We start from the raw sequence: 26,439 nt of genomic DNA on the forward strand, positions 1-26,439 counted from the left end.
GGTAAGTGTCCGCTGTCAGTGGTGGGCCTTAGGGTCTTATCCCATGAAAACCCGCGCGGCCACACCGCCGACCTCGCTGTCGCCCTCCCGGGCAGCGGACTTCATGCAGTGCCCGCTGCTCTACCGCTTCCGGGTGATCGACAAACTGCCGGAGAAACCCTCCGCCGCCGCCACCCGCGGCACGGTGGTGCACGCGGTGCTAGAAAGACTCTTCGACGCGCCTGCCGCCGAGCGCAGCGCGGGGCGCGCCCGGGGCCTGGTGGCCGGCGAGTGGGAGCGGCTGCTGGCCAAGCGGCCGGAGCTGGCGGAGCTGTTCGCCGAGGACGCCGAGGACGGCGCCCAACTGGCGCAGTGGCTGACGCAGGCCGAGGAGCTGGTCGAGCGGTGGTTCACCCTGGAGGACCCCACCCGGCTGGAGCCCGCCGAGCGGGAGCTGTTCGTGGAGGCCCGGCTGGAGTCGGGGCTGCGGCTGCGCGGCATCATCGACCGGGTGGATGTCGCACCGACGGGTGAGGTGCGCATCGTCGACTACAAGACGGGCAAGGCGCCACGCCCCGAGTACGCGGACGGGCCGCTGTTCCAGATGAAGTTCTACGCCCTGGTGCTGTGGCGGCTGCGCGGCGTGCTGCCCCGGCGGCTGCAGCTGGTCTTCCTCGGCAGCGGCGACGTGCTCACCTACGACCCGCAGGAGAGCGACCTTCGGGCCACGGAACGCAAGCTGCTGGCGCTGTGGGACGCGATCAGCAGGGCGACGGAGACGGGCGACTGGCGGCCCAAGCCGGGCAAGCTGTGCGGCTGGTGCGACCACCAGGCGCACTGCCCGGAGTTCGGGGGCACTCCCCCGCCGTATCCGCTGATGATCCAGCCGCGGCTCCCGGAGCCGCGCGCGACCGAGGAGGTGGCGGCCCCCGAGGCGGGGGACTGAGCGGGCCGCCCCGGCGCCTGGGGGAGAATGGGGCGACCGCTGCCGCCCCGCCGAAGGAGTTCCTGTGGCAATCCGCGTACTGCTGGTGGACGACCAGCCGCTGCTGCGCACCGGCTTCCGGATGATTCTGGAGGCCGAGCAGGATCTGGCGGTGGTCGGTGAGGCCGGGGACGGCCTGCAGGCGCTGGATCAGGTGCGGGCGCTCCAGCCCGATGTGGTGCTGATGGACATCCGGATGCCGCGGATGGACGGGGTGGAGGCCACCCGGCGGATCACCGGTCCTGCCAAGGACGGCCCGGCCAAGGTGCTGGTGCTCACCACCTTCGACCTGGACGAGTACGTGGTGGAGGCGCTGCGGGCCGGCGCGAGCGGGTTCCTGCTCAAGGACGCGCCGGCCGGGGAGCTGGTGCAGGCCATCCGGGTGGTGGCGGCGGGCGAGGCGATGCTGGCGCCCAGCATCACGCGGCGACTGCTGGACAAGTACGCGGGCAAGCTGCCCTCGGGCGAGGAGCCGGTGCCGGACACGCTGCACCAGCTGACCGAGCGCGAGGTCGAGGTGTTGAAGCTGGTGGCGCGGGGGCTGTCGAACGCGGAGATCGCCGCTGACCTGTTCGTGAGCGAGACGACGGTCAAGACCCACGTCGGCCACGTGCTGACCAAGCTGGGGCTGCGCGACCGGGTGCAGGCGGCGGTGTACGCGTACGAGAGCGGCCTGGTCCGGCCGGGCTCCGCGTAGCCGCTCGCGGCCGGCGGCGTGGGCCGCCGGCCGTTCGCAGCCCGGTGTCTCCCCGGGGAGCGGCTCCCGGCCCGACGTACCGGCCGAGGGCCGCTCCCAGCCCGACGTACCGGCCGGCGGCCGTCGCCTCGTCATGCGGGCGGCGGCCATCGTCTTCCCCCACGGCGCCGGCCGCCGTCTTCCCCCGTGGCGACGCCCGTCGTCTTTCCCCGTGGCGGCGGCCATCGCTTTCCCCATGGCGGCGCCCGTCGTCCCTTCCCCTCCCCGCCCTGTTGCGCAGCCCCTGTCCTCGTTCGTCCCCGGCTCCACAGCCGGGGACGAACCGGAGGAGAGGGCGATTCCGGGTGGGCGTGGCCTCGCAGGCGGCCGTCAGCCTTCCTCGCCGCGGCCCAGTTCCCACAGCTGGAGCACGGAGGAGGAGCTGAGCGCCCATTCGACGCCGGTGATGTCGTCGCCCGCCGCCAGGTACTGCTTGCCCTGCCACAGCGGCAGGACGGGCACGTCCTCGGCGACGATGTCCTGCGCGCGTCCGAAGGCCTCGGTGGTCGAGGTGCGTTCGGTCTGCCTGCGGGTCTGCGGGACGATCTTGTCGCGGATCTTCCGGTTGGTGTAGGGCGAGCCGAGGAAGTTGTCCTTCTCGAAGAAGGGTGCGATGAAGTTGTCGGCGTCGGGGAAGTCCGGGTACCAGCCGTAGCCCCACACCTGGTACTTGCCGCTGGTGGCCGCGGGGCGGAACGTGCTCCACTCGACGCCCTTGGTCTCCACCTTGAACAGGCCGCTGTCGTTGAGCTGCTTCTTGAGGGCGGCGAACTCCTTGGCGGTGGCGTCGCCGTAGTGGTCGGTGGTGTAGGTGAGGGTCAGCTCGACGGGCTTGTGGATGCCGGCACCGCTCAGGATGCGCTCGGCCTTCTCCTTGCTGGGCTCCCCGTACTTGCTGAAGAACGAGTTGCGGTGCGCGGTCAGTCCGGCGGGCACGAGGCTGTAGAGGGCCTCGGCGCTGCGGTCGTAGGCCTCGCGCGTGATTTCCTTGCGGTCGACGAGCTGGGCCATGGCCTGGCGGACGGCCTTCTTGCCCGCGGTGTCGTCGTCGGTGTCGAAGGCGAGGTAGCGGATTTCCTGGCCGGGCTGTTCGACCAGTTCGATCCCCTTGTTCTGGGCGCCTTCGAGCTGGTTGACCCGGTCGGGCGAGATGGTGCGGCCCATGACGTCGATCTTGTCGGCCTTGAGCGCCTTCTCCATGGACCGCGAGGTGTCGAAGAAGCGCAGTTCGATCTTGCTGTTGTGCATCTCCAGGTCGCCGTTGTAGTGCGGGTTCTTGGTGAGTACGGCGGACTTGGCGTTGATGCGGTCGAGCGCGTAGGGGCCAGAGCCGGTCAGTTCGGAGCCGCGGACCAGGGAGTCGGCCGGGTAGGTCTGGCTGTCGACGATGGCGGCCGCTGGAGTGGTCAGCTTGTACGGGAAGGTGGCGTCGGGGTTCTTCAGGTGGAAGACGACCTCGCGCTTGCCTCGCGCCTCGACGCGGTCGAGGTTGCTGAAGAGTACGGCGGGCCCGCCCTTGTGGTTGATGCGCTGGAGCCGCTGGAGGGAGAAGGCCACGTCCTTGGCGTCGAGTTCGTTCCCGCCTGAGAACGTCAGGCCCTTGCGCACGGTGCAGCGGTACTGCTCGTTCTGCGCGTCGGTGAAGCCGCACTTGGACGCGGCGTCCATCTCGGGCGAGGTGCCGGTGCGGGGCAGGCGCAGCAGCGTCTGGAAGGTGTTGCGCATGACGCTCCAGGCGGCGACGTCGTACGCGGCCGCGGGGTCGAACGGGGCCGGCGCGTCCTTGCTGACCGCGAAGTGGTCCGTCGTCCCGACGACGATGGGTTCGCCGTCCGCGCTTCCGCCCTCTTCCGACCCGCATGCGGCGAGAGCCGGCGCGAGAAGCCCGACGAGCACGGGCAGCACCACAGTTTTACGGTTCATCGTCGACGATCTCCTCGCCCGGCCGGGGTTTGTTGCAGGGGGTGGAATGGCCGGTGCTCCGACATTAATCGTCCGCTCGGGTAATCCTTGAAGCCCTGGTCACCAGGGAGCTTTCACGGACAGGAACCACGGGCTTCCTGTCCGCTATCCGGACGTCGGAACGTATTTGGCGTCGCCCCATCAATGCGGACACAAGGGAAGGACATTTTCCCCACCAGTCACAGGAGCACCACACGGGCGACCGCTTGTCGAGAGGGGTGAACGTGACGAACGTCACTGGACCAATCCGGGCGGCGGACACCGGAATTCGCCCTTCACCGACTGCTCACGGAATCCGTCTGCCACCCGCCCGTGACGGTGTTTACCGGGGTGCCCGGCAATGCGACCGGCGGCGAAATGCCGGGCGTTCAGCGAGCGACCATGATCAGGGAACGCAGCAATTCGAGATCGACTTCTTCGAGCGAAGGCACAATGGTGCGCCCCGACTTGGGCTCGATGGGCGCGATGGAGGGGACGGCCACGACCTGGCACCCCGCGGCCTCCCCCGCGGCGACGCCGGTGGCGGTGTCCTCGACCACCGCGCACCGTGCCGGATCGGCGCCCAGCCTGCGCGCCGCGATCAGATACGGGTCCGGGTGGGGCTTCGTGCGCACCAGCTCGTCCCCCGCGACGGTGAGGGCGAAGTTCTCCCGTCCGATCCAGGTGAGCATGCGGTCCACGACGGTGCGGTGGGAGGCCGAGACCAGGGCCGCGGGGATCCGGTGCGCCGCCAGCTCGGCCAGCAGCCTGCGCGCCCCGGGCATCAGCTCGACGCCCTTGTCGAGGCGCTCGGTGAACTTGGCGTTCAACAGCACGCTGAGCTCGTCCAGGGCGATGTCCGCCGCCGTGGCCTCGATGAGGAACCCGGCGCTGCGCGACATGGGGCCGCCGACCACGATCTGCCGCCACTCGTCCCGCAGCTGGTGGCCCAGCTCGGCGAAGACCTCCACCTCCGCGTCCCACCAGTAGTCCTCGGTGGCGACGAGCGTGCCGTCCATGTCCAGCAGCACGGCCTGCAGCGCGGGCTCTTCACCCGTAAGGGTGGTGACGGCGGGGGTTGTACCGGCCATCCGCGAACACCTCCAAAGGGACGACAAGGCCGGTCGTCCCCTCCCTACCCGGTGGAAGGGGACGACCGGCCTGTACCGGACCGATCAGTCTACGACGTGCACGCTCAGCGGGCGTTGAAGTACTTGGCCTCGGGGTGGTGCAGCACGATGGCGTCGGTCGACTGTTCGGGGTGGAGCTGGAACTCCTCGGAGAGCTCGACGCCGATCCGCTCGGGGCGCAGCAGCTCGGCGATCTTGGCCCGGTCCTCCAGGTTGGGGCAGGCGCCGTAGCCCAGGGAGAAGCGCGCTCCCCGGTACTTCAGGTCGAACATGCCCTGCATCTCGTTCGGGTCCTCGCCCGCGTAGCCGAGCTCGCCGCGGACCCGCGCGTGCCAGTACTCGGCCAGTGCCTCGGCGAGCTGCACCGAGAGGCCGTGCAGCTCCAGGTAGTCGCGGTAGGCATTGTCCGCGAACAGCTCGGCGGTCTTCTCGCCGATCCGGGAGCCGACGGTGACGACCTGGAGGCCCACGACGTCCGTCTCGCCCGAGTCCTCGGGGCGGAAGAAGTCCGCCAGGCACAGCCGGCGGCCGCGCCGCTGGCGGGGGAAGGTGAAGCGGGTGCGCTCGTTGCCCTGCTCGTCGAGCAGGATCAGGTCGTCGCCCTTGGAGTAGCAGGGGAAGTAGCCGTAGACGACGGCCGCCTCCAGCAGGTTCTCCGTCTGCAACCGCTCCAGCCAGCCGCGCAGCCGCGGCCTGCCCTCGGCCTCCACCAGCTCCTGGTAGGAGGGCCCGTCGCCCTTGCGGGACTCCTTGAGTCCCCACTGGCCCTTGAAGAGCGCCCCCTCGTCGAGCCAGGAGGCGTAGTCGTGCTGGCCGATGCCCTTGATGACGCGGGTGCCCCAGAACGGCGGGGTGGGCACGGGCGTGTCCACCGCCACGTCGGACCGGATGGACCCGTCGTTCTCCTCGGGTTCGGGGATGTCGATGGTGCGCTTGGCCACCCGGCGCTGTTTGAGCTCGGGCAGCTTGGCCCCGGGCACGCCGCGCTTGACGTCCATCAGGGCGTCCATGAGGCTCAGCCCCTCGAAGGCGTCCTTGGCGTAGCGGACCTCGCCCTCGTAGATCTCGTGCAGGTCCTGTTCGACGTAGGCGCGGGTGAGGGCCGCGCCGCCGAGGATGACGGGGAAGTCGTCGGCGATCTTGCGCTGGTTGAGCTCCTCCAGGTTCTCCTTCATGATCACCGTGGATTTCACCAGCAGGCCCGACATGCCGATCACGTCGGCCTTGTGCTCGGCCGCGGCGTCCAGGATGGCGCCCACCGGCTGCTTGATGCCGAGGTTGACGACCTGGTAGCCGTTGTTGGACAGGATGATGTCCACCAGGTTCTTGCCGATGTCGTGGACGTCGCCGCGGACCGTGGCCAGCACGATCGTGCCCTTGCCCTCGGAGTCCTCGGACTTCTCCATGTGCGGTTCGAGGTGGGCGACGGCCGCCTTCATCACCTCGGCCGACTGGAGCACGAAGGGCAGCTGCATCTGGCCCGAGCCGAACAGCTCACCGACGACCTTCATCCCGGCGAGCAGCGTGTCGTTGACGATCTCGAGCGCGGGGCGCTCCTCCAGTGCGGCGTCCAGGTCGGCCTCCAGGCCGTTGCGCTCGCCGTCGATGATCCGGCGCTGGAGGCGCTCCTCCAGCGGCAGGGCCGCCAGCTCCTCGGCCTTGCCCGCCTTCATCGACTTCGCGGTGGCGCCCTCGAACAGCTGCATGAGCTTCTGGAGCGGGTCGTAGCCCTCGCTGCGCCGGTCGTAGACCAGGTCGCGGGCGACCTCGACCTGCTCGTCGTCGAAGCGGGCGATCGGCAGGATCTTGCTGGCGTGCACGATCGCGGAGTCCAGACCCGCCTTGACGCACTCGTCGAGGAAGACGGAGTTGAGCACGATGCGCGCGGCCGGGTTGAGGCCGAAGGAGATGTTCGACAGGCCCAGCACCGTCTGCACGTCGGGGTGCTTGCGCTTGAGCTGCCTGATGGCCTCGATGGTGTTGACGCCGTCCTTGCGGGACTCCTCCTGGCCCGTGCAGATCGTGAAGGTCAGGGTGTCGATGAGGATGTCCGACTCGCGGATGCCGTAGTTGGTCGTGAGGTCCTCGATGAGGCGTTCGGCGATGGCGACCTTGTGCTCGGCCGTGCGGGCCTGGCCCTCCTCGTCGATGGTCAGCGCGATGAGGGCCGCGCCGTGCTCGGCTGCCAGCTTGGTGACCTTGGCGAACCGGGAGTCGGCTCCGGCGCCGTCCTCGTAGTTGACGGAGTTGATGACGGCGCGGCCGCCCAGCTTCTCCAGCCCCGCCTGGATGACGGCGATCTCGGTCGAGTCCAGCACGATCGGCAGCGTGGAGGCGGTGGCCAGCCGTCCGGCCAGCTCCGTCATGTCGGCGACGCCGTCGCGGCCGACGTAGTCGACGCACAGGTCGAGCATGTGGGCGCCCTCGCGGATCTGCTCCCTGGCGATCTCCACGCAGTCGTCCCAGCGGCCGTCCAGCATGGCCGTGCGGAACTTCTTGGAGCCGTTGGCGTTGGTGCGCTCGCCGATGGCCAGGTACGAGGTGTCCTGGCGGAAGGGCACCGCCTGGTAGAGGGAGGCCGCCGACGGCTCGGGCCGCGGCTCGCGCGCGCTCTGCTCCATGCCGCGGACCCGCTCCACGAGCTGGCGCAAATGTTCGGGTGTCGTACCGCAGCAGCCGCCGACGAGGGAGAGGCCGTAGTCGCGGACGAAGGTGTCGTGCGCGTCCGCCAGCTCCTGGGGCGTGAGGGGGTAGCTGGCGCCGTCCTTGCCCAGCACCGGCAGACCGGCGTTCGGCATGCAGGAGAGCGGGACGCGGGCGTGCTGGGCGAGGTGGCGCAGGTGCTCGCTCATCTCGGCCGGGCCCGTGGCGCAGTTCAGGCCGATCATGTCGATGCCCAGCGGCTCCAGCGCCGTGAGGGCCGCGCCGATCTCGGAGCCGAGGAGCATGGTGCCGGTCGTCTCGACGGTGACCGAGCACAACAGGGGCAGGCTCACGCCCGTGGCCTCCATGGCCCGGCGGGCGCCGATGACCGAGGCCTTGGTCTGCAACAGGTCCTGGGTCGTCTCCACCAGCAGCGCGTCGGCCCCGCCGGCGATCATGCCCTCGGCGTTGCACTGGTAGGCGTCCCGCAGGGTGGCGTACGGGGCGTGGCCGAGGGTGGGCAGCTTGGTGCCGGGGCCCATGGAGCCCAGCACCCAGCGCATCCGGCCGTCGGAGGTCTCGAACTCCTCGGCGACCTCGCGGGCGATCGCCACGCCCTTCTCGGAGAGCTCGAAGATGCGGTCGGTGATGTCGTACTCCCCCAGCGCCGCGTGGTTGGCGCCGAAGGTGTTGGTCTCCACACAGTCGACGCCGGCGGCGAAGTACTCCTCGTGGACCGATCGGATGATGTCGGGGCGGGTCACGTTCAGGATCTCGTTGCAGCCTTCGAGCTGCTGAAAATCCTCCAGCGTCGGGTCCTGCGCCTGGATCATCGTCCCCATCGCTCCGTCGGCGACGACCACCCGCGAGGCCAGTGCCTGGCGAAGGGCGTCGGCCCGGGTGGGGTTCGAGGATGCGGACGTGCTGAGCGGCGACTTCGAACTCGATGCCATGGAAGAGGCTCCCTGGGTTGCGACGGCTGTCGGCTTTGCGCGCCGGTGAGGCAGCGCACCCGGTCAGCGTAGCGGGCGGGCGCAAGAGCGCAGGTCGACATTCCGACCATCGGACACTCCGCGGGCCGATCACGGCTCGATCCCGACTACCGGCGCGTCGGCATGAAGCGATACCGTTCGGCATTGTCGAATGACGGAACGGCAGGTCAGGGAGGACCGATGGCCCGGACCATCCAGTCGCTGGAGCGGGCGGCAGCCGTACTGCGGCTGCTCGCGGGCGGTGAGCGACGGCTCGGGCTCTCCGAGATCGCCACCGCGCTCGACCTCGCCAAGGGCACCGCGCACGGCCTGATCCGCACCCTCCAGCAGGAGGGCTTCATCGAGCAGGACGCGGCCACGGGGCGCTACCAGCTGGGCGCCGAGCTGCTGCGTCTGGGCAACAGCTATCTGGACGTACACGAGCTGCGAGCCCGTGCCCTGGTATGGACGGACGACCTGGCCCGTTCCAGCGGCGAGAGCGTCTACCTGGGCGTCCTGCACCAGCAGGGCGTGCTGATCGTGCACCACGTCTTCCGCCCGGACGACAGCCGCCAGGTGCTGGAGGTGGGCGCCATGCAGCCGCTGCACAGCACGGCGCTGGGCAAGGTGCTGACGGCCTACGACCCGGTGGCGCTGAGCGAGGCGCTGGACGGGGAGCGGCAGGCCTTCACGGAGCGGACGGTGACCGGCGAGGACGGTCTTGAGGCGGTTTTGGAGCTGACCAGGGGGCGCGGCTGGGCGTCCGACGTGGAGGAGACCTGGGACGGTCTCGCCTCGGTGGCGGCCCCCATCCACGACCGCCGCGGGATGCCGGTGGGCGCCGTGGGGATCACCGGCGCCGTGGAGCGGGTGTGCGAGGGCGAGGATCTGCGTCCGCTGCTGGTCGCGGCCGTGAGGGACACGGCGCGCGCGGTCTCGCGCGATCTGGGTGCGCGGCGCTTTTGAGGGCGCGCGGCCGCCCGGTGCGCCGGGGTGCGGCGCCCCCTCGGCCCGTGCCCGCCCCGTCGGCCGCCCCCGCCCGCCCCGGTGGCCCGCTCCGACGTGCCGGACGGGGCGCGGGCGCGCACGATGGGCACCCGGGAGTGATCCGTCACAGCCCCTTGACGCGACCTCCATAGAGGAGAAGAGTTGCCGTTCAGCGGTCGACATTGTCGAACGCCGGACGGGAAAACGACCGGCTTACCGACCCGACCCGCCTATCCTCCCCCAGCCTCCGGCCGGGGGTACCCCCAAAGACAACAGGACAAAGGAGTCCGCGGGTGTCCAGCTCCGACATCTTCACGAGCGAGGTCCTCGGCACGATGCTGCTGGTCCTCCTCGGTGGCGGCGTGTGCGCCGCCGTCAATCTGAAGCGTTCCAAGGCGTTCGAGGCCGGCTGGGTGGCCGTCGCCTTCGGCTGGGGCTTCGCGGTGCTCACCGGCGCCTATGTGGCGCAGTCCTCGGGCGCCCACCTGAACCCGGCGGTGACGCTGGCCCTCGCCATCAAGGGCGACACCCCCTGGGGCGACGTGCCCGTCTACATGGGCAGCGAGCTGCTCGGCGCCATGATCGGCGCGGTCCTCGTCTGGCTGGCCTACTACAGTCAGTTCCAGGTCACTCTCCGCGAGCCCGACGCCGCCGAGATGAAGGACGCGAACCCGGGCCAGGTGCACGGCGTCTTCTTCACCTCCCCCGAGGTGCGCAAGCCGCTGCTGAACTTCCTCACCGAGGTCATCGCCACCTTCGTGCTGATCATCGCGATCCTCACGCAGGGCCTGGTCAAGGACGCCGACGGCAGCGTCGGCCTCGGGCGGATGGGCGCCCTGATCACCGCGCTGGTCGTCGTCGGTATCGGCCTCTCGCTCGGTGGCCCGACGGGCTACGCGATCAACCCGGTCCGTGACCTCGGTCCCCGGATCATCCACGCGGTGCTGCCGCTGCCCAACAAGGGCGGCAGCGACTGGAGCTACGCCTGGGTCCCGGTGGTGGGGCCGCTGGCCGGCGCCGCGATCGCCGCGGGCGTCTACAACCTCGCGTGGGGATGAGCCCTCACCCGGGGAGCCCCGCCAGGCGGCGGGCCGCCACCCCGGCCGGCAGACCGACACAACGACGCATCGGAGCACACACACCATGAGCGACACCCACGAGACCCACGCCTCCGCACACGGCGGCGGCCCCTTCATCGCGGCCATCGACCAGGGCACCACCTCCAGCCGCTGCATCGTCTTCGACAAGGACGGCCGGATCGTCGCGGTCGACCAGAAGGAGCACGAGCAGATCCTGCCGAAGCCGGGCTGGGTCGAGCACGACGCGGCCGAGATCTGGACCAACGTCCAGCAGGTCGTGAGCGGCGCGATGGAGAAGGCGGGGATAACCAAGCAGGACGTGCTGGCGCTGGGCATCACCAACCAGCGCGAGACGACCCTGCTGTGGGAGAAGGCCACAGGCAAGCCGGTGCACAACGCCATCGTCTGGCAGGACACCCGCACCGACGCGCTGTGCAAGGAGCTGGGCCGCAACGTCGGCCAGGACCGCTTCCGCCGCGAGACCGGGCTGCCGCTGGCCTCGTACTTCGCGGGTCCGAAGATCCGCTGGCTGCTCGACCACGTGGACGGGCTGCGCGAGCGCGCCGAGAAGGGCGAGATCCTCTTCGGCACCATGGACTCGTGGGTCATCTGGAACCTGACCGGCGGCCCCAACGGCGGCAGGCACGTCACGGACGTCACCAACGCGTCCCGCACCATGCTGATGAACCTGCACACCATGAGCTGGGACGAGAAGATCTGTTCCTCGCTCGGCATCCCGATGGCGCTGCTGCCCGAGATCCGCTCCTCTGCCGAGGTGTACGGCGAGGCGACCGGTGACCTGGCCGGACTGCCCGTGGCCTCCGCGCTCGGCGACCAGCAGGCGGCGCTGTTCGGCCAGACCTGCTTCGCTGAGGGTGAGGCGAAGTCCACCTACGGCACCGGCACCTTCCTGCTGATGAACACCGGGCACCAGCCGGTCAACTCCTACAACGGGCTGCTCACCACGGTCGGCTACCGCATCGGCGACCAGGAGCCGGTCTTCGCGCTGGAGGGCTCCATCGCGGTCACGGGATCCCTGGTGCAGTGGATGCGCGACCAGATGGGGCTGATCAACAGCGCCGCGGAGATCGAGACGCTGGCCAGCTCCGTGGAGGACAACGGCGGCGCCTACTTCGTCCCGGCCTTTTCCGGTCTTTTCGCCCCGTACTGGCGCTCGGACGCGCGCGGCGTCATAGCGGGCCTGACCCGCTACGTCACCAAGGCGCACCTGGCCCGCGCGGTGCTGGAGGCCACCGCCTGGCAGACGCGGGAGATCGTCGACGCGATGCAGAAGGACTCCGAGGTGGAGCTCTCCTCGCTCAAGGTCGACGGCGGCATGACCGCGAACAACCTACTGATGCAGACCATCTCGGACGTGCTGGACGCCCCGGTCGTCCGTCCGATGGTCGCCGAGACGACCTGTCTCGGCGCGGCGTACGCGGCCGGTCTGGCCGTCGGCTTCTGGTCGGACACCGACGAGCTGCGGGCCAACTGGAAGCGCGCCGCGGAATGGACCCCCCGCATGGACGCGGACACGCGCGAGCGGGAGTACAAGAACTGGCTCAAGGCCGTCGAGCGGACCATGGGCTGGATCGAAGAGGAGAACTGAGAGCAATGAACACCCTGCAGAGCGTCCCCACCCTCGGGACGCACCCGACTGCCGGCAGCAATCCTGGCCGCGCAGAGACCAGAGGGCTGCTCGCGAACGCGACGTACGACCTGCTGGTCATAGGCGGCGGCATCCTGGGGACCTCGGTCGCCTGGCACGCCGCGCAGTCGGGGCTGCGGGTCGCGATGGTGGACGCCGGTGACTTCGCCGGCGCCACCTCATCCGCGTCCTCGAAGCTGGTCCACGGCGGCCTGCGGTACCTGCAGACCGGCGCGGTCAAACTGGTCGCGGAGAACCATCACGAGCGCCGGGTGCTGGCCAAGGACGTGGCCCCGCACCTGGTCAACCCGCTCACCTTCTACCTGCCCGTCTACAAGGGCGGTCCGCACGGCGCGGCGAAGCTGGGCGCGGGCGTCTTCGCCTACTCGGCGCTGTCCGCGTTCGGCGACGGCGTCGGGCGCGTCATCTCCCCGGCGAAGGCCGCGGCGGACAACCCGGCGCTGCGCACCGACAACCTCAAGGCCGTGGCGGTCTACGGTGACCACCAGATGAACGACTCGCGGATGGCCGTGATGACGGTCCGCGCCGCGGTCGAGTCGGGCGCCGTGGTGCTCAACCACGCGGAGGTCACCGGGCTGCGCTTCACCGGTGGCCGGGTGACCGGCGCGGAGCTCAAGGACCGCACGGACGGCACGGAGTTCGGCGTCAACGCGCGCCTGGTGCTGAACGCGACAGGGCCGTGGGTGGACCACCTGCGCACGATGGAGGACAGTGGTGCGGCGCCCTCCATCCGGCTGTCCAAGGGCGCCCACCTGGTGCTCAAGCGCAAGTCGCCGTGGCGCGCCGCGATGGCCACCCCGATCGACAAGTACCGCATCACCTTCGCGCTGCCGTGGGAGGACCAGCTGCTGCTGGGCACCACGGACGAGGAGTACACCGGCGACCCGGCCGACGTCACCGCGACCGAGTCCGACATCCAGCAGATCCTGGACGAGGCCGCCTTCTCGGTGCGGGACGCGGATCTGGACCGCGACGCGATGACGTACGCGTTCGCGGGGCTGCGGGTGCTGCCCGGCGGGCCCGGCGGCGTGGAGTCCGCCAAGCGCGAGACGGTGGTCACCGAGGGCCGGGGCGGCATGCTGTCGGTCGCGGGCGGCAAGTGGACGACCTACCGGCACATCGGCCGCACGGTGATGGACAAGCTGGAGAAGCTGCCCGGCGGAGGCATCGCCGACGAGAGCGTGCCGGTGAAGGACCTGGTGCGGCGCACCCCGCTGCCCGGTATCGCCAACCCCAACGCGGTGGCGCACCGGCTGCTGGTCGACCGCGAGCCCGGCGTACGGATGGACCCGCTGACGGCGCGCCAGCTGGCCACCCACTACGGTTCGCTCTCCTTCGACATCGCCCGCCTGGTCAACGAGGACCCGTCGCTCGGCGAGCGCATCCACCCGGACGGGCCCGAGATCTGGGCGCAGGTCGTCTACGCCCGCGACCACGAGTGGGCCGAGTCGGTGGACGACGTGGCGCGTCGCCGCACCACGCTGACGATCCGCGGCCTGGACACCGACGCCGTCCGCGGCCGGATCGAGGAGCTGCTCAAGCAGCGCTGACCGGTACACCAGTTCGGCAGTTTGGTAACGAGCGCCCCCTCGACGCCGCGTCGAGGGGGCGCTCGTGGCACTGTCCCCGGCATGGGCACCGGGGCGACGGCGCGGCGGAGCGAGGGCGCGGACGAGGCGGCCGGAACCGCGGCGCGGGCGGTTCGGCCTCGCCCTGTGATTCCGTAGGCGGCTGTCGATTTCGCGGCGACGGCGAAAGACTGGACGGCCTGCCGGCGGGGCTGGTGTGCGCCGGACGGTTCATAATCGACGAGCAGACATCCGATGTCTATGGGAGGCAGCGTGGCGGTTACCGACGAGGCGATCGAGAAGATCAAGGGGATGATCGTCTCGGGCGCACTGGGCCCCGGTGACCGGCTGCCCAGGGAGAGCGAACTGGCCACCGAGCTGGGCCTGTCGCGCAACTCCCTGCGCGAGGCGGTCCGCGCGCTGGCCCTCATCAGGGTCTTGGACGTGCGCCAGGGCGACGGCACCTATGTGACCAGTCTCGATCCGACACTGCTGCTGGAGGCGATGAGCTTCGTCGTCGACTTCCACCGGGACGACACCGTCCTGGAGTTCCTCGCCGTGCGCCGCATCCTGGAGCCCGCCGCCACGGCGATGGCCGGGCAGCGGATCGCCGAGGAGGAACTGGACGCGCTGGGCGGGCAGCTGGACGCCCTGGGCACGGACCCGTCGGTGGAGGAACTGGTCGCCGCCGACCTGGAGTTCCACCGGCGCATCGTGGCGGCCAGTGGCAACACCGTGCTGTGCTCGCTGCTGGACGGCCTGTCGGGGCCCACCACCCGGGCCAGGGTGTGGCGGGGGCTCACCCAGCAGGACGCCGTCAGCCGCACCCTGCACGAGCACCGGCAGATCCTCGCCGCGCTGCGCGCCCGCGACGCGGAGGCCGCGCGCTCCTGGTCCACGGTGCACATCGCCAGCGTGGAGCAGTGGCTGCGCTCGACCCTGTGAACCCCGGCGGAAAGCCCGGCCGCCCACAGGTCCGATGTACTGCCACGACAGGCGTGCCCGCCCCGGATGCGCGCCGGTCACGGGCGCCGTGCGGGGGCTGCGGCACGGGCACCGTCACGCCGTAGGCTGGGGCCCGCACGAAGCGCGTCGGCGGCAGCACGAGCGGCCACCGGCGCGGGGCAGAAGGAACGGCACGCCGCACAGGCGAAAGCAGGCTAAGGAGGCGCTGGGTGATCGAGCTGGAGGGGGTTCCCGAGCTGGTCGACCCAGTCATGGTGGCCGCGTTCGAGGGGTGGAACGACGCGGGGGACGCCGCCTCCACGGCGCTGGCGCACCTGGAGAAGGAGTGGAAGGGCGAGGTCTTCGCCGCCCTCGACGCGGAGGACTACTACGACTTCCAGGTCAACCGGCCGCAGGTCTTCATGGAGGACGGCGTCCGCAAGGTCACCTGGCCCACCACGCGCCTGTCCGTGATCCGCGTCGAGGACGCCGACGGCAAGGGCAAACGGCGCGACCTCGTCCTGGTGCGGGGCATCGAGCCCAGCATGCGGTGGCGCTCCTTCTGCAACGAGATCCTCGGCTTCGCGCACGAACTCGGGGTCGAACTCGTCCTCGTGATGGGGGCGCTGCTCGGCGACACCCCGCACACCCGGCCCGTCCCCGTCACCGCCGTCACCTCCGACCCCGACCTGGCCCGCACCATGAGCCTAGAGGAGTCGCGGTACGAGGGCCCGGCGGGCATCGTCGGCATCCTCCAGGAGGCCTGCACTCACGCGGGGGTGCCCGCCGCCAGCCTGTGGGCGGCCGTCCCGCACTACGTCTCCCAGCCGCCCAACCCGAAGGCGACGCTCGCTCTCCTCAACCGCCTGGAGGACATGCTGGGCGTGCGCATCCCGATGGGGGAGCTCGCGGAGGACGCGCGCGCCTGGCAGCTGGGCGTCGACCAGCTCGCCGCGGAGGACAGCGAGGTCGCCGAGTACGTGCAGTCCCTGGAAGAGGCCAGGGACACCGCCGAGCTGCCGGAGGCCTCGGGCGAGGCCATCGCGCAGGAGTTCGAACGCTACCTGCGCCGGCGCGACGGCACCCCCGACGGCGGGACCGCGCCGGGCACCGCCCCCTACCGCCGGGAGTCCGGTACGCAGCCCCCGCCACCCAAGCCCGGCGGTGAACCACCCAGGCCGGGCGAGACCGACGAGGACGGCGAGGAGTAGCCCGGCCTCCCGCCGCGTGCACGCGAGCGCGCGGCGGCCCGGCGGCGCCGTGTTTCACCGGCACCGCCGGGCCGCCGGCGGAATGGGACGTTACAGCGCCACACCCAGCAGCGCGTCCACCGTCCGGGAGACGAGCCCGCAAGCCGACTCGTCCATGCCGCCACGGGTGGCCTGCTCCTCGGCCCATGCATCCACCGCGGCCAGCGCCGCGGGGCTGTCGAGGTCGTCGGCGAGGGCGACCCGCACGCTCTCCAGCATGTCCTCGGCGGGCGGCCCGTCGGGGCGCGAGACCGCCTCGCGCCACCGCGCGAGACGCTCCTTCGCCTCGTCCAGAACCGCCTGCGTGTACTCCCAGTCGGCACGGTAGTGGTGGGACAGCAGGGCGAGCCGGATGGCGGCCGGGTCGACGCCGTCCCGCCTCAGCTGCGAGACGAAGACGAGGTTGCCCCTGGACTTGGACATTTTCTCGCCGTCCAGACCGACCATCCCCGCGTGCACGTACGTGCGGGCGAAGGGGTACTCCCCCGTGAGGGCCTGCGCGTGCGAGGCGCCCATCTCGTGGTGGGGGAAGACCAGGTCGGAACCGCCGCCCTGCACGTCGAAGGACATACCCAGGTGCTCCAGGGCGATGGCCACGCACTCGATGTGCCAGCCGGGGCGCCCGGGGCCGAGGGAGCCGCCGTCCCAGTGGGGCTCGCCCTCGCGGGCCGCCACCCACAGCATCGGATCGAGCGGGTTCTTCTTGCCGGGCCGCTCGGGGTCGCCGCCGCGCTCGGCGGACAGCAGCCGCATCGTCTCCGCGTCGTAGCGGGAGACCTCGCCGAAGTGGGCGTCGGACTCCACGGAGAAGTAGACGTCGCCCTCCAGTTCGTAGGCGGCGCCCATGTCGCGCAGCCGCTCGACCAGCGGAACGATCCTCGGGATGGCCTCCACCGCGCCGACGTAGTCCTTCGGCGGCAGCATCCGAAGGGCCGTCATGTCTTCGCGGAAGAGGGCGGTTTCACGTTCGGCCAGGGCCGTCCAGTCGGTGCCCGTGGCGACGGCCCGCTCCAGGAGTGGATCGTCGACGTCGGTGACGTTCTGTATGTAGTGGACCTGCCGCTTGGTGTCGAGCCACACGCGCTGCACGAGGTCGAACGCGTTGTAGGTCGCCGCATGCCCCAGGTGGGTGGCGTCGTAAGGCGTGATGCCACACACGTAGAGGCGGGCGACGGGACCGGGGGCGAGAGCCACCCGGCCACCGGTCGCGGTGTCGTGGATGTCGAGGTCGCGGCCCTGGCCAGGCAGGACGGGGACCTCGGAAGCGGGCCAGGCATGCATACCTTGAGCCTAACCCGGACTGGTGTTCCGTATCCGGCCGGATGCACGCCGTTCGGGCGCCGGGGCCCGCGAGCCCAGCAAGATCCAAACGAGAGGCCCTAGACGGGGGGCCAGGGGATGGCGGGCCAGTCGCCGCTGGGCAGGGGGTGCGCTCCCGAGCTGAGCAGCGCCTCCACCCGCCCCCGCACGGCCTCCACCTCGGCGTCCGTCAGCAGTTCGGCCAGCCGTGCCGCCAGCTCGGCGCCCGCGGCGAGCTGGCGGGAGAGGCCGCGCAGCGCCTCGACCGCCTCGCCGGTCAGTTCCTCGCCCGCCCAGCCCCACAGGAGGGTGCGCAGCTTGTCGTCGACGTGGAAGGTGACCCCGTGGTCGATGGCGTAGAGGGCACCGTCGGGCCGGGGCAGCAGATGACCCCCCTTGCGGTCGCCGTTGTTGATCACCGCGTCCAGGACGGCGAGCCGCCGCAGCGCGGGGTCGTCGGCGTGGACGAGCAGCGCTGTCCTGCCGCCGCCGACGTCCGCGAAGCCGACGGCCTTCCAGCCCTCCCCCGGCTCCTGCTCGTCCACCAGGGCGAGCAGCGGCGCCGGGTTTTCCCCGGTGCCGTCCTCCTGGGCGCCACCCGGCTGGGCGCCCTCCTCGCGGGCGTCCTCGCCTCCGCCCTGGTCGGAACCGGTCTCTGACGCGTCCGGCGGCTCCCCCACCCACGCCTGGCACATGCCCGTCCCGTAAGGGCCGTCGCGCAGCACCGTCGCCGGTATCAGGTCCCATCCCGTGGCGCGCGAGACCTCGTAGGCGGCCACCTCCCGCTGGGCGAGACTGCCGTCGGGGAAGTCCCACAGCGGGCGCTCGCCGGCGACGGGCTTGTAGACGCAGGGGAGGACGATCCCCTCGTGTTCGACCGTGCCGAACAGCACCGCGTTCGACGCCTCGGTGATCTGGCCGTGGACCGTGAGCGTGCCCTGCGCGATCAGCCGCCGGGTCGCCTCGGCCGCCGGTCGCGCCACGCTCCGGGATGCTGTGCTCATTCGCTCCGGCGGTATCCGTTCTGGCGCGGGCATACGTGTCCTTCGGGGTCGAGCGGCAGGCTGCACAGAGGGCACGGAGGACGGCCCGCGTTGACGACCTCCATGGCCCGCTTGGCGAAGGCCCGCGCCATGGTGCCGCTGATCCGCACCCGGAGCATCGGCGGGCCGTTCTCGTCGTCCTGCAACAGCCGTTCCTCGGCGTCGGCGAGGTCCTCGTCCTCGCCGGGCTCCAGCTCGACGACGGCCTGCGCCTCCACGACCATGCGCTCGCCCTCGCCGTCCCAGGCCAGCGCCATGGTGCCGACCCGGAACTCCTCCTCCACGGGGGAGACCAGCGGTGCGGTGTCGTCGACCTCGGAAGGCGCCATGGCGGGGACGGGAGCGCTGCCGCCGGAGCGCCGCACCACCTCGTCCAGCAGCTCGTCGATCCGTTCGGCGAGCGCTTCGACCTGCGCCTTTTCCAGGGCCACGCTGGTGGTGCGACCTTGCCCGCTGGCCTGGAGGAAGAAGGTGCGGCGGCCAGGCAGCCCGACGGTACCGGCGACGAACCGGTCCGGCGGGTCGTACAAGAACACCTGACGGGACACGTTCTGCTCCGTTGGATCGACAGCTTGAGTGGCTTCGGACTACCGCACCCTACTGTGCGTACCGATCATCGTGCTCAGGCGCTGCCCCCCACCGTCGCGTTGCCCTGCGTGCCCTTCTCCCGGCCGCTCTCCTCGTCCGTGGGGACGGGTGGCGCGAGGGAGCCGAGCTCCCCGGTGTCGCCCAGCCGCAGCAGGAACGGGCGCAGCGGTGTGTAGGCGATGGCCGTGGCCGAGCAGGGTCCTACCGATATGCGCTGGAACAGGTCGAGGTGCATGCCGAGCGCGTCGGCGACGATCGACTTGATGACGTCACCGTGCGAACACATCAGGTAGACGGCGTTCGCCCCGTGTTCCGCCTCGATGCGAGCGTTCCAGTCGCGTACGGCCTCCACCGCACGGTGCTGCATGGCGCGCATCGACTCGCCGCCGGGGAACGCGGCGGCCGAGGGGTGGCGCTGCACGGTGGTCATGAGGGGCTCGTCGTTCAGCTCGGCGAGCTTGCGCCCCGACCACTGTCCGTAGTCGCACTCGTTGACGCGCTCCTCGGTGTGCAGCGGCATCCCGGGGCGGGCTTCGGCCAGTGGGGCGAGGGTGTCCTGACAGCGGCGCAGCGGGCTGCTGACGGCGGCGACCAGGGGCAGCTCGTCGAGCCGGCGCACCAGCCCGGAGGCCTGCCGCTGGCCGAGCTCGTCCAGGGCGACCCCGGGCGTGCGGCCGGCCAGCAGTCCCTCGGTGTTCGCCGTCGACCTGCCGTGACGTACGAGGATGAGCGTGGGCATGCCGCAACCCTAAGCGAGTCCGCCCGGATGCGGCTGCCGGGTTGTCCAGCGGCCTGGGCACGGGACAATGCGAGAGGTGATCGTCGACTGCGCGCTCTACCGGCACGGGCACAGGACCGAGCAGCCGGAGGACTTCTCCGCGGCGCTGCGCCGGGCCCGCTCCCTCGACGACGCCTTCGTGTGGGTCGGCCTGCACGAGCCGGCGGAGGACGAGTTCGACCGGATCACCCGCGATTTCGGGCTGCACCCGCTGGCGGTGGAGGACTCCCTGCACGCCCACCAGCGGCCGAAGCTGGAGGTCTACGCGGACTCGCTGTTCCTGGTGCTCAAGCCGGTCGCGTACGACGACGAGGCCGGCACGCTGAGCACGGGCGAGCTGATGGTGTTCGTGGGCGACTCCTTCGTGCTGACCGTCCGGCACGGCGAGGCGAACCCGCTCGGTTCGGTCCGCAGGCGTCTGGAGGAGGACCCCGAGGTGCTGCGGCACGGCCCCACGGCGGTGATGTACGCGGTCAGCGACACCGTCGTCGACCACTACCTCGACGTCGCCGCCGCGCTCCACGAGGACCTGGACGAGTTGGAGGCCGCCGTCTTCGCCAGTCAGGCGCGGCTCGGCGCGGTCACGGCCGGGCGGATCTACGAGTTCAAGCGCCGCGCCCTGGAGTTCCGCAGGGCCACCATGCCGCTGACCGACCCGGTCACCCGGCTGACGGGCGCGGGGCTGCCGTTCGTGCACAAGGACTCGCGCCTGTTCTTCCGCGACGTGGCCGACCACCTCTCGCGCGTCAACGAGCAGGTGGAGTCCATCGACCGGCTGCTGTCGGACATCCTGTCTGCGTATCTGGCGCAGATGGGCGTGCGCCAGAACGACGACATGCGCAAGATCTCGGCCTGGGCGGCGATGTTCGCCGTGCCGACGGCCATCGCCGGGGTGTACGGCATGAACTTCGACCACATGCCGGAACTGCACTGGGTGTGGGGCTACCCGGCGACGATCCTGCTGATGGCCGCCATCTGCGTGGTGCTCTTCCGGATCTTCAAGCGGAGGGACTGGTTCTGAGCCTCAGGCGAACTCGGGGGCCGCGCCCGCCGGGCCCATGCCCAGCGCGTCGCGCCGCTCGGGCATCCGCAGGCGGACCATGCGCCGCCAGCCGCCCAGCCGCTCGTAGACGTACCGGCCGTGGATGCCCAGCGCGACGAGCGTGTACCTGGCCCGTGACCAGCCCAGGATGCGCGCCATCCGGCTCATCACCGCGAGACCGACGTCGCGGTAGACCGTGATCTCCGCCATGGCGCTCTCCCGCAGGAGCGTGTGGATGGCGCGACCGTGGCCGGCGCGGGCCAGCCTGAGCAGCTCCTCGTGGCAGTAGGCGAGGTGGTTGTCCTCGTCCCGCGCGATCATGGTGACCGCGCGGCCGAGGTCGGGATGGTCGCCCGCCACCTTCGCCAACAGGGCCATCTCCTCGGCGGCCCGCTGCTCGGTGACCCGGCTGTGCGCGAGGTAGGCGAGCACGTCCCGTTCGCTCAGCGGCTCGTCGCGGCGCAGCTTCTCGTGGGCCAGGCCGATGCCCAGGCCTTCGAGGATCATCGTGTAGTCGGTGTCGTCGGGGATCTCGGCCGCCTCAAGCCCCCGCTTGCTCAGCAGCGCCATGAAGATCCGGCCGTGCTTGTCCTCGTCCGCACCGTGCCGGGCGATCTTCGGCGCGAGGGAGCGCTGGGTCTCGGGGACGAGCGCGGCGATACGGCCGTTCTCCCAGCCGCCCTGCGCCTCGCCGCTGGCGGCGATGGAACAGAAGAGCCGGAACGACTCGTCGTTGTCGAGGATTTCCGTGAACAGGCTCCTGGCCGAGAGCATCGCCGCCACCTCCGTGCGCGAGTTCCCACACAACACGACATCCGCAAGAACCGAGTCAAATGCCACGTACGCTTCGGGGCAACAGATGCTGAGCCGTTCTGCGCAGAACGCATCAGGCGCGCTCGACCCGGCGCGTAACCTCGCGTCCGCCGCGTAACCGCGCGGACGGACCGGCGTTGTGCTGCGTGACGGCCGTGGCGGGGAAGACCCCCGAGCCCCCACCACGGCCGCGAACACCTCAGGGCGGCCACGTCGCGAACGCGGTGCGACGCCGTAGCCCGTACGGGCCGCGCCCCGCCCCCACGGGCCAGTGAGGTCCGTAAGGGCGGGCCCGGATGTCCGGTGCGGCAGCTCCCGAGGAGAGCGCGGGATGTGCCGGGAGTTTGTGCGGCGGACCTAGGAGGCCAGCCCCGCCAGCTCCCGGGCCTCGACGCCGGCCCGGAGGGCGGCCAGCCGCTCGTCCAGCGTGAACCCGGCGGGGGCCAGCGACAGTGTCGTCACCCCGGCGTCCGCGTACGCCCGCATCCGCTCGGCGATGCGCTCCTTGGGACCGATCAGCGTGGTGGAGTCGATCAGGTCGCGCGGGATGGCGGCGGCCGCCCCCTCCTTGTCGCCTGCCAGGTACTTGTCCTGGATCTCGGCGGCCTCGTCGCCGTAGCCCATGCGCTGGGCGAGCTTGTTGTAGAAGTTCTGCTTGCGGCTGCCCATGCCGCCCACGTACAGCGCGGTGTAGGGGCGGAAGAGGTCGGCCAGCGCGTCGATGTCGTCGCCCAGCGCCATCGGAACGGTGGGGCACACGTCGAAGCCGTCCATGCTCTTGCCGGCCTTCTCGCGGCCCGCCCGCAGGTGCTTGAGCGTCGTCTCCTCGGCGTGCTCGGGGGAGAAGAAGACCAGCAGCGCGCCGTTCGCGATCTCGCCGGTCTGTTCCAGGTTTCTGGGCCCGATCGCGGCGATGTAGAGCGGGATCTCCTCCCGCTCGGGGTGGACGGTCAGCTTGATCGGCTTGCCGGGGCCGCCGGGCAGCGGAAGCGTCCAGTGCTCGCCCTCGTGGGTCAGCCGCTCGCGGGACATCGCCTTGCGGATGATCTCCACGTACTCGCGGGTGCGGGCGAGCGGCTTGTCGAACTTCACCCCGTACCAGCCCTCGGAGACCTGCGGCCCCGAGACGCCGAGGCCGAGGCGGAAGCGGCCGCCGGAGAGCGAGTCGAGCGTCGCGGCCGTCATGGCGGTCATGGCCGGGGTGCGGGCGGGGATCTGGAAGATGCCGGAGGCCACGTCGATCCGCTCGGTCTGGGCCGCCACCCAGGTGAGCACGGTCGCGGCGTCCGATCCGTAGGCCTCGGCCGCCCAGCACACGTCGTAACCGAGCCGGTCGGCCTCCTTGGCGACGGCCAGGTTGTCCGCATCCATCCCGGCGCCCCAGTAGCCGAGGTTGATGCCCAGTCGCATCCCCATCCGCACCCAACTCCCTACTGATCAGTAATGTCCCGTACCCCACGGACTCTAACGCCCGCCACAACTACGCTCAACGCCCATGGAGCTAAGGCACCTCGGCCGCACTGGCCTGCGCGTATCCCGGATCGGTCTCGGCACCCTCAGCTGGGCGCGGGGCAGCGGCGGGCCCTCGGGCGGCGGCGGTGCGCACAGCGGCCGTACGGAGTCGGGCGAGAGCCACGAGCAGCACGTGCGCAACGCCGCCGACCAGCTCAAGGCGTTCTGGGAGGCCGGCGGCACCCTCGTGGACACCGCCGACGTGTACGGCGACGGAGAGGCCGAGTACCTGCTGGGACGGATGGTGCACGACCTGGTGCCGCGCCGGGACCTGGTCATCGCCACCAAGGCCGGCAGCGTCCCGGAACCCGACCGCCGCTTCGACTGCTCGCGCGGCCACCTCCTCGCCGCGCTCGACGCCTCGCTGGAGCGGCTCGGCACCGACCACGTGGACCTGTGGCAGGTGCACGCGTGGGACCCCCACACACCGCTGGAGGAGACGCTCCAGGCGCTGGACACCGCCGTGACCAGCGGGCGCGCCCGCTACGCCGGAGTGTCGAACTTCTCGGGCTGGCAGCTGGCCAAGGCGGGGACCTGGCAACTGGCGGCGCCGGGCACACGGCACAGGTTGGCCAGTACCCAGATGGAGTACTCGCTGTTGCAGCGCGGCATCGAACGCGAGGTGCTGCCGGCGGCGCTCGACCTCGGCATCGGGCTGCTGCCCTCCTCACCTCTGGGCCGCGGGGTGCTCACCGCCAAGTACCGGCAGCCAGGGCCCCCGCCCCCGGGATCGCGCGGCGCCTCCGAGCGGCTGGCGCCGTTCGTCGAGCCGTACCTGGACGAGACCGCGGGGCGGATCGTGGACGCGGTGGCGACGGCGGCCGACGGACTCGCACTCCCTGCGCACCAGGTGGCGCTCGCGTGGGTACGCGACCGGCCGGGCGTGACGGCGCCCATCGTCGGCGCCCGCACGTCGCAGCAGCTCGCGGAGGCGTTGTCAGTGGAGGGCCTTAGTCTTCCTGGTGAAATCCGCGCGGCGCTGGACGACGTCTCGGCGCCCGTGCACCGCTACCCCGACCAGGACTGGAGCGAGCTGTGAGCAACGACCGGACAGCCGAACTCCTCGCCGCCGTCCGCGCGGTGGAGAGCGGCGAGCGCTCCGCCGACTCCTTCTTCACCGAGCGGAAGCAGCCCGCCTCCCCGGCCCGCGGGCCGGCGGCCGGCGGCGCGCAGGACCGCGCGGGGGCCGGGGGCGTACCGGCAGGGCGTGCGCCGGCCGGCTCGGCCGCGCCGCGCCCCGCGCACGGGGAGGGCCGGGCCGGGGGCCGGATCGTGGTCCCCGAGGAGGTGCGGGCCCTGCTGGCGGAAGGCGGCGCACCCGAGTCCCTGGCCCCGCGCGCGGTCGAGGCTCTCGGCGAGGGCGCCGCCGACGTGCTGCGGGCCGACCCGTGGCAGCTGCTGGCGGTCGCGGGGGTGCAGCCCGAGCAGGCCGACGGATTCGCCCGCGCCCTGCTCGGCGAGGAGGCCGGGCCCGGGGACGCGCGGCGGGCGGTCGCGCTCGTCGTCAGGCTGCTGGAGCGCGCAGCCCTGCGGGGCGACACGGTGCAGGAGCCGGCCGCCCTCGCCGAGGGCCTGGCCCGGCACGCGGTGCCCGACCCCCAGGAGGCGGTTCGCGAGGCCGTCGACGCGGGCGCCGTACTCGTGTTCGAGGACGCACTGGACGCGGGCCCCGCCCACTCCACCCCGGGGCAGGGCTCCGGGCAGGGCGGCGAGGAAGAGGCCGGCGAGGAGGAGCGCCCCGTCCGGATGCTGTTCGGCCTGGACCGCTACGCGCTGGCGGAGGAGAGCCTCGCCGACGCCCTCGCCCGGATCGCGAGCACCTTCGACACGGCGCGCCACGGGCGGGAAGCCGCGGACACGGCAGACGCGGCGGTCGCATCCGCCGCGCCGGGCTGGTCCACCGCGGCCGAGGCGGCGCCCTCCCCGTCCGCGAAAGAGCTCATCACCACCGCGGCAGGCAGCGGGCTGGTCACCCACTCGGGGGGCGAGGCGTCCCGCGCGGAGATCGCCGCGCTCGTCGTCGCGGCGCGGCAGCTCGGGCTGCGCGCCTGGGCCCTCACCCATACGGATGACGGCCGGGCCCGCATGACGCGGCTCGTCGAAGCGGTCGCAGGCCCCGACGGCACGGCGGCCGCGGCAGCGTCCGCCACCGCGGCCACGCAGGCGGACGAGGCGGACGAGGCGGACGAAGCGGACGGTGAGACCGGTCCGGACGGTCAGGGCGCGGAGTCCGGCGCCCACGCCGTCGCGGACGCCGGCTGCGCCACGGTCGCCGGGACCCTGGCCGGGGCGGAGGGCCCTGAGCGGGATGCCGAGGGGATGCTCGCGGTGGATCTGCTGGCCGTGTGCGATGCCCCGCAGCTCGACGCCGAAGGCGCAGCGGCGCTGCTGGAATCCCTGCCGGACGGCGCGCGGCTGGTGCTCAGCGGCGATCCGGAAGTGCTCGGCGCGGCAGGTCCAGGACAGGTGTTCCGCGACCTGGTCGCAGCCCGGTGCTGCCCGCACGTCACCTCACGCACGCCCGACCCCGGCCCCGTCGGCGAGCTGGTGTCGGGCATCGGCGTCGGCGAGCTGCTGCAGGTGGAGGCCCCCGGCAAGGAAGTCGTCATCGTCCCCGTGCAGGACGCCGGCGAGGCGGTCCACCGCACCGTGCAGCTCGTCGCCGACTCGGTGCCCAGGGCCATCGGCGTACCCACGCACGAAACCCAGGTCATCACGCCGGGACACGGCGGCTCCGCCGGCACCCGCGCGCTGAACGCCGCCCTCAAGGAACGGCTCAACCCGGGCCCGGGACGGTTCGCCGGCTTCGACCCCGGGGACCGCGTCGCCCACTCCCCCGCACCCGGCCGCACCGAGGTCGGCACGGTGGCCTCCGCCGACGAGGAAGGGCTCCACCTCAGCTGCCACGGACGCACGCTCACGGTCCCGCCCGACCGGGTGGCGGAGACCGTGCGGCACGGCTGGGCGATGACAGCACACCAGGCGGCGGGCCTGCGCTGGCCGGCAGCCGTCGTGGTGCTGCCGGGAGACGCCACCCAGGTGCTGTCCCGCGCATGGGTCTACACCGCGTTCGGCCGCGGCGAGCGGCATCTCTCCGTCGTCCACGGCGCCGGTGACGCCCTCCCCCGCGCCGTCGTCTCGGGCCTGTCCCCGGAGCGGGTGACGCGTCTGCGCGTCCTGCTCACGGAGTCGGCGCGCGCGGCGGAGGCCGACGAAGTCGGCGAGGAGGACACGGGCTCCACGGACTGAGCGCGCGCCGCGCCGCGGCACCGGCCGCACGCGTTCGTCCTCCGTGGCCGCGGTCCGGTCCGGATCCAGCCCGGTCCGCTCCGGCCCGGCCCGCTCCGGCCCGGCCCGGTCCGGCCACGGAGTCTCCGGCCGCGGCGCCGGATCTGCCGCGGCCTCTCCGCCTTGCCCGGGCGGGGCAGGGCCGGGCTCCGTGCTGGTGTGCGCACGTGCATGCGCGCCGGTGCGGTGGCGC

At 71.7% G+C, this 26,439-nt stretch carries 20 protein-coding genes; 11 read left to right on the top strand and 9 right to left on the bottom strand.

Annotated elements, in window-relative coordinates; genetic code table 11:
• Positions 1–43 precede the first annotated feature (43 nt).
• Together MMF93_RS05875 and MMF93_RS05880 are read left to right on the top strand one after the other, a co-directional pair.
• The gene (locus MMF93_RS05875; RefSeq protein ID WP_242749988.1) at positions 44–925 is read left to right on the top strand and encodes a RecB family exonuclease; all 882 of its coding nucleotides are present in this window, start codon (positions 44–46) and stop codon (positions 923–925) included.
• A 64-nt stretch (positions 926–989) separates the two neighbouring features.
• Entirely contained in the window at positions 990–1,661 is a 672-nt protein-coding gene (locus tag MMF93_RS05880) for a response regulator (protein ID WP_114020508.1), read from the top strand.
• Positions 1,662–2,030: 369 nt separating this feature from the next.
• Here MMF93_RS05880 and MMF93_RS05885 read toward each other — a convergent pair whose 3' ends face one another.
• The 3 genes from MMF93_RS05885 to metH all read right to left on the bottom strand — a co-directional run bounded on the left by MMF93_RS05885 (position 2,031) and on the right by metH (position 8,367).
• Positions 2,031–3,623, bottom strand: a complete 1,593-nt coding sequence (locus MMF93_RS05885) for an ABC transporter substrate-binding protein (protein WP_242749989.1) — start codon at positions 3,621–3,623, stop codon at positions 2,031–2,033.
• 407 nt (positions 3,624–4,030) lie between these two features.
• Positions 4,031–4,732, bottom strand: a complete 702-nt coding sequence (locus MMF93_RS05890) for an HAD family hydrolase (protein ID WP_242749990.1) — start codon at positions 4,730–4,732, stop codon at positions 4,031–4,033.
• Positions 4,733–4,836: 104 nt separating this feature from the next.
• Positions 4,837–8,367, bottom strand: coding sequence for a methionine synthase (gene metH / locus MMF93_RS05895; RefSeq protein WP_242749991.1), 3,531 nt, complete (start codon positions 8,365–8,367; stop codon positions 4,837–4,839).
• Positions 8,368–8,586: 219 nt separating this feature from the next.
• Between metH and MMF93_RS05900 the strand changes: the two genes are divergently transcribed.
• The 6 genes from MMF93_RS05900 to MMF93_RS05925 all read left to right on the top strand — a co-directional run bounded on the left by MMF93_RS05900 (position 8,587) and on the right by MMF93_RS05925 (position 15,844).
• Positions 8,587–9,351, top strand: coding sequence for an IclR family transcriptional regulator (locus MMF93_RS05900; RefSeq protein ID WP_242749992.1), 765 nt, complete (start codon positions 8,587–8,589; stop codon positions 9,349–9,351).
• A gap of 314 nt (positions 9,352–9,665) precedes the next feature.
• Positions 9,666–10,430: an MIP/aquaporin family protein gene (locus MMF93_RS05905; RefSeq protein WP_114020503.1), complete on the top strand. Its 765-nt coding sequence runs from the start codon at positions 9,666–9,668 to the stop codon at positions 10,428–10,430.
• An 85-nt stretch (positions 10,431–10,515) separates the two neighbouring features.
• Entirely contained in the window at positions 10,516–12,060 is a 1,545-nt protein-coding gene (gene glpK / locus MMF93_RS05910; RefSeq protein ID WP_242749993.1) for a glycerol kinase GlpK, read from the top strand.
• A gap of 5 nt (positions 12,061–12,065) precedes the next feature.
• Positions 12,066–13,670 carry a glycerol-3-phosphate dehydrogenase/oxidase gene (locus MMF93_RS05915; RefSeq protein ID WP_242749994.1) on the top strand — a complete coding sequence of 535 codons (1,605 nt, stop codon included), beginning with the start codon at positions 12,066–12,068 and terminating at the stop codon, positions 13,668–13,670.
• Positions 13,671–13,961: 291 nt separating this feature from the next.
• Complete coding sequence (locus MMF93_RS05920; RefSeq protein WP_242749995.1) at positions 13,962–14,633, top strand: FadR/GntR family transcriptional regulator; 672 nt, start codon at positions 13,962–13,964, stop codon at positions 14,631–14,633.
• Between the two features lie 230 nt (positions 14,634–14,863).
• Positions 14,864–15,844, top strand: a complete 981-nt coding sequence (locus MMF93_RS05925) for a PAC2 family protein (protein ID WP_242749996.1) — start codon at positions 14,864–14,866, stop codon at positions 15,842–15,844.
• A gap of 90 nt (positions 15,845–15,934) precedes the next feature.
• Here MMF93_RS05925 and mshC read toward each other — a convergent pair whose 3' ends face one another.
• The 4 genes from mshC to MMF93_RS05945 all read right to left on the bottom strand — a co-directional run bounded on the left by mshC (position 15,935) and on the right by MMF93_RS05945 (position 19,552).
• The gene (mshC, locus tag MMF93_RS05930; RefSeq protein WP_242749997.1) at positions 15,935–17,164 is read right to left on the bottom strand and encodes a cysteine--1-D-myo-inosityl 2-amino-2-deoxy-alpha-D-glucopyranoside ligase; all 1,230 of its coding nucleotides are present in this window, start codon (positions 17,162–17,164) and stop codon (positions 15,935–15,937) included.
• A 98-nt stretch (positions 17,165–17,262) separates the two neighbouring features.
• Positions 17,263–18,219 (bottom strand): SCO1664 family protein, encoded by a 957-nt coding sequence (locus MMF93_RS05935; protein WP_423835358.1) that lies wholly within the window; start codon positions 18,217–18,219, stop codon positions 17,263–17,265.
• The gene (locus MMF93_RS05940) at positions 18,183–18,773 is read right to left on the bottom strand and encodes a DUF3090 domain-containing protein (RefSeq protein WP_242749999.1); all 591 of its coding nucleotides are present in this window, start codon (positions 18,771–18,773) and stop codon (positions 18,183–18,185) included. Before MMF93_RS05940 ends, MMF93_RS05935 begins: the two co-directional genes overlap by 37 nt.
• 74 nt (positions 18,774–18,847) lie before the next feature.
• A complete protein-coding gene (locus MMF93_RS05945) occupies positions 18,848–19,552 on the bottom strand; it encodes a histidine phosphatase family protein (RefSeq protein WP_242750000.1) in 705 nt (234 codons plus the stop codon).
• 67 nt (positions 19,553–19,619) lie between these two features.
• On the opposite strand from MMF93_RS05945, the gene corA reads away from it, so the two are divergent.
• Positions 19,620–20,612 (top strand): magnesium/cobalt transporter CorA, encoded by a 993-nt coding sequence (gene corA, locus MMF93_RS05950; protein ID WP_242750001.1) that lies wholly within the window; start codon positions 19,620–19,622, stop codon positions 20,610–20,612.
• A 3-nt stretch (positions 20,613–20,615) separates the two neighbouring features.
• Here corA and MMF93_RS05955 read toward each other — a convergent pair whose 3' ends face one another.
• A complete protein-coding gene (locus MMF93_RS05955; protein ID WP_242750002.1) occupies positions 20,616–21,407 on the bottom strand; it encodes a ferritin-like domain-containing protein in 792 nt (263 codons plus the stop codon).
• 396 nt (positions 21,408–21,803) lie between these two features.
• Positions 21,804–22,856 (bottom strand): LLM class F420-dependent oxidoreductase, encoded by a 1,053-nt coding sequence (locus MMF93_RS05960; RefSeq protein ID WP_242757289.1) that lies wholly within the window; start codon positions 22,854–22,856, stop codon positions 21,804–21,806.
• A gap of 85 nt (positions 22,857–22,941) precedes the next feature.
• Here MMF93_RS05960 and MMF93_RS05965 point away from each other — a divergent pair, with 85 nt between their 5' ends.
• Positions 22,942–23,997 carry an aldo/keto reductase gene (locus MMF93_RS05965; protein WP_242750003.1) on the top strand — a complete coding sequence of 352 codons (1,056 nt, stop codon included), beginning with the start codon at positions 22,942–22,944 and terminating at the stop codon, positions 23,995–23,997.
• Entirely contained in the window at positions 23,994–26,207 is a 2,214-nt protein-coding gene (locus MMF93_RS05970; protein WP_242750004.1) for a helix-hairpin-helix domain-containing protein, read from the top strand. The genes MMF93_RS05965 and MMF93_RS05970 overlap by 4 nt, the downstream gene beginning before the upstream one ends.
• Positions 26,208–26,439: the final 232 nt, after the last annotated feature.

Source organism: Streptomyces tubbatahanensis (assembly GCF_022699385.1).
Classification (GTDB): Bacteria; Actinomycetota; Actinomycetes; order Streptomycetales; family Streptomycetaceae; genus Streptomyces; species Streptomyces diacarni.

Coding starts and splice junctions, on each gene's coding strand:
- MMF93_RS05875 (WP_242749988.1), top strand. CDS start 44: ATGAAAACCCGCGCGGCCACACCGCCGACCTCGCTGTCGCCCTCCCGG.
- MMF93_RS05885 (WP_242749989.1), bottom strand. CDS start 3,623: ATGAACCGTAAAACTGTGGTGCTGCCCGTGCTCGTCGGGCTTCTCGCG.
- MMF93_RS05890 (WP_242749990.1), bottom strand. CDS start 4,732: ATGGCCGGTACAACCCCCGCCGTCACCACCCTTACGGGTGAAGAGCCC.
- metH (WP_242749991.1), bottom strand. CDS start 8,367: ATGGCATCGAGTTCGAAGTCGCCGCTCAGCACGTCCGCATCCTCGAAC.
- MMF93_RS05900 (WP_242749992.1), top strand. CDS start 8,587: ATGGCCCGGACCATCCAGTCGCTGGAGCGGGCGGCAGCCGTACTGCGG.
- glpK (WP_242749993.1), top strand. CDS start 10,516: ATGAGCGACACCCACGAGACCCACGCCTCCGCACACGGCGGCGGCCCC.
- MMF93_RS05915 (WP_242749994.1), top strand. CDS start 12,066: ATGAACACCCTGCAGAGCGTCCCCACCCTCGGGACGCACCCGACTGCC.
- mshC (WP_242749997.1), bottom strand. CDS start 17,164: ATGCATGCCTGGCCCGCTTCCGAGGTCCCCGTCCTGCCTGGCCAGGGC.
- MMF93_RS05935 (WP_423835358.1), bottom strand. CDS start 18,219: ATGCCCGCGCCAGAACGGATACCGCCGGAGCGAATGAGCACAGCATCC.
- MMF93_RS05945 (WP_242750000.1), bottom strand. CDS start 19,552: ATGCCCACGCTCATCCTCGTACGTCACGGCAGGTCGACGGCGAACACC.
- corA (WP_242750001.1), top strand. CDS start 19,620: ATGCGAGAGGTGATCGTCGACTGCGCGCTCTACCGGCACGGGCACAGG.
- MMF93_RS05955 (WP_242750002.1), bottom strand. CDS start 21,407: ATGCTCTCGGCCAGGAGCCTGTTCACGGAAATCCTCGACAACGACGAG.
- MMF93_RS05960 (WP_242757289.1), bottom strand. CDS start 22,856: ATGCGACTGGGCATCAACCTCGGCTACTGGGGCGCCGGGATGGATGCG.
- MMF93_RS05965 (WP_242750003.1), top strand. CDS start 22,942: ATGGAGCTAAGGCACCTCGGCCGCACTGGCCTGCGCGTATCCCGGATC.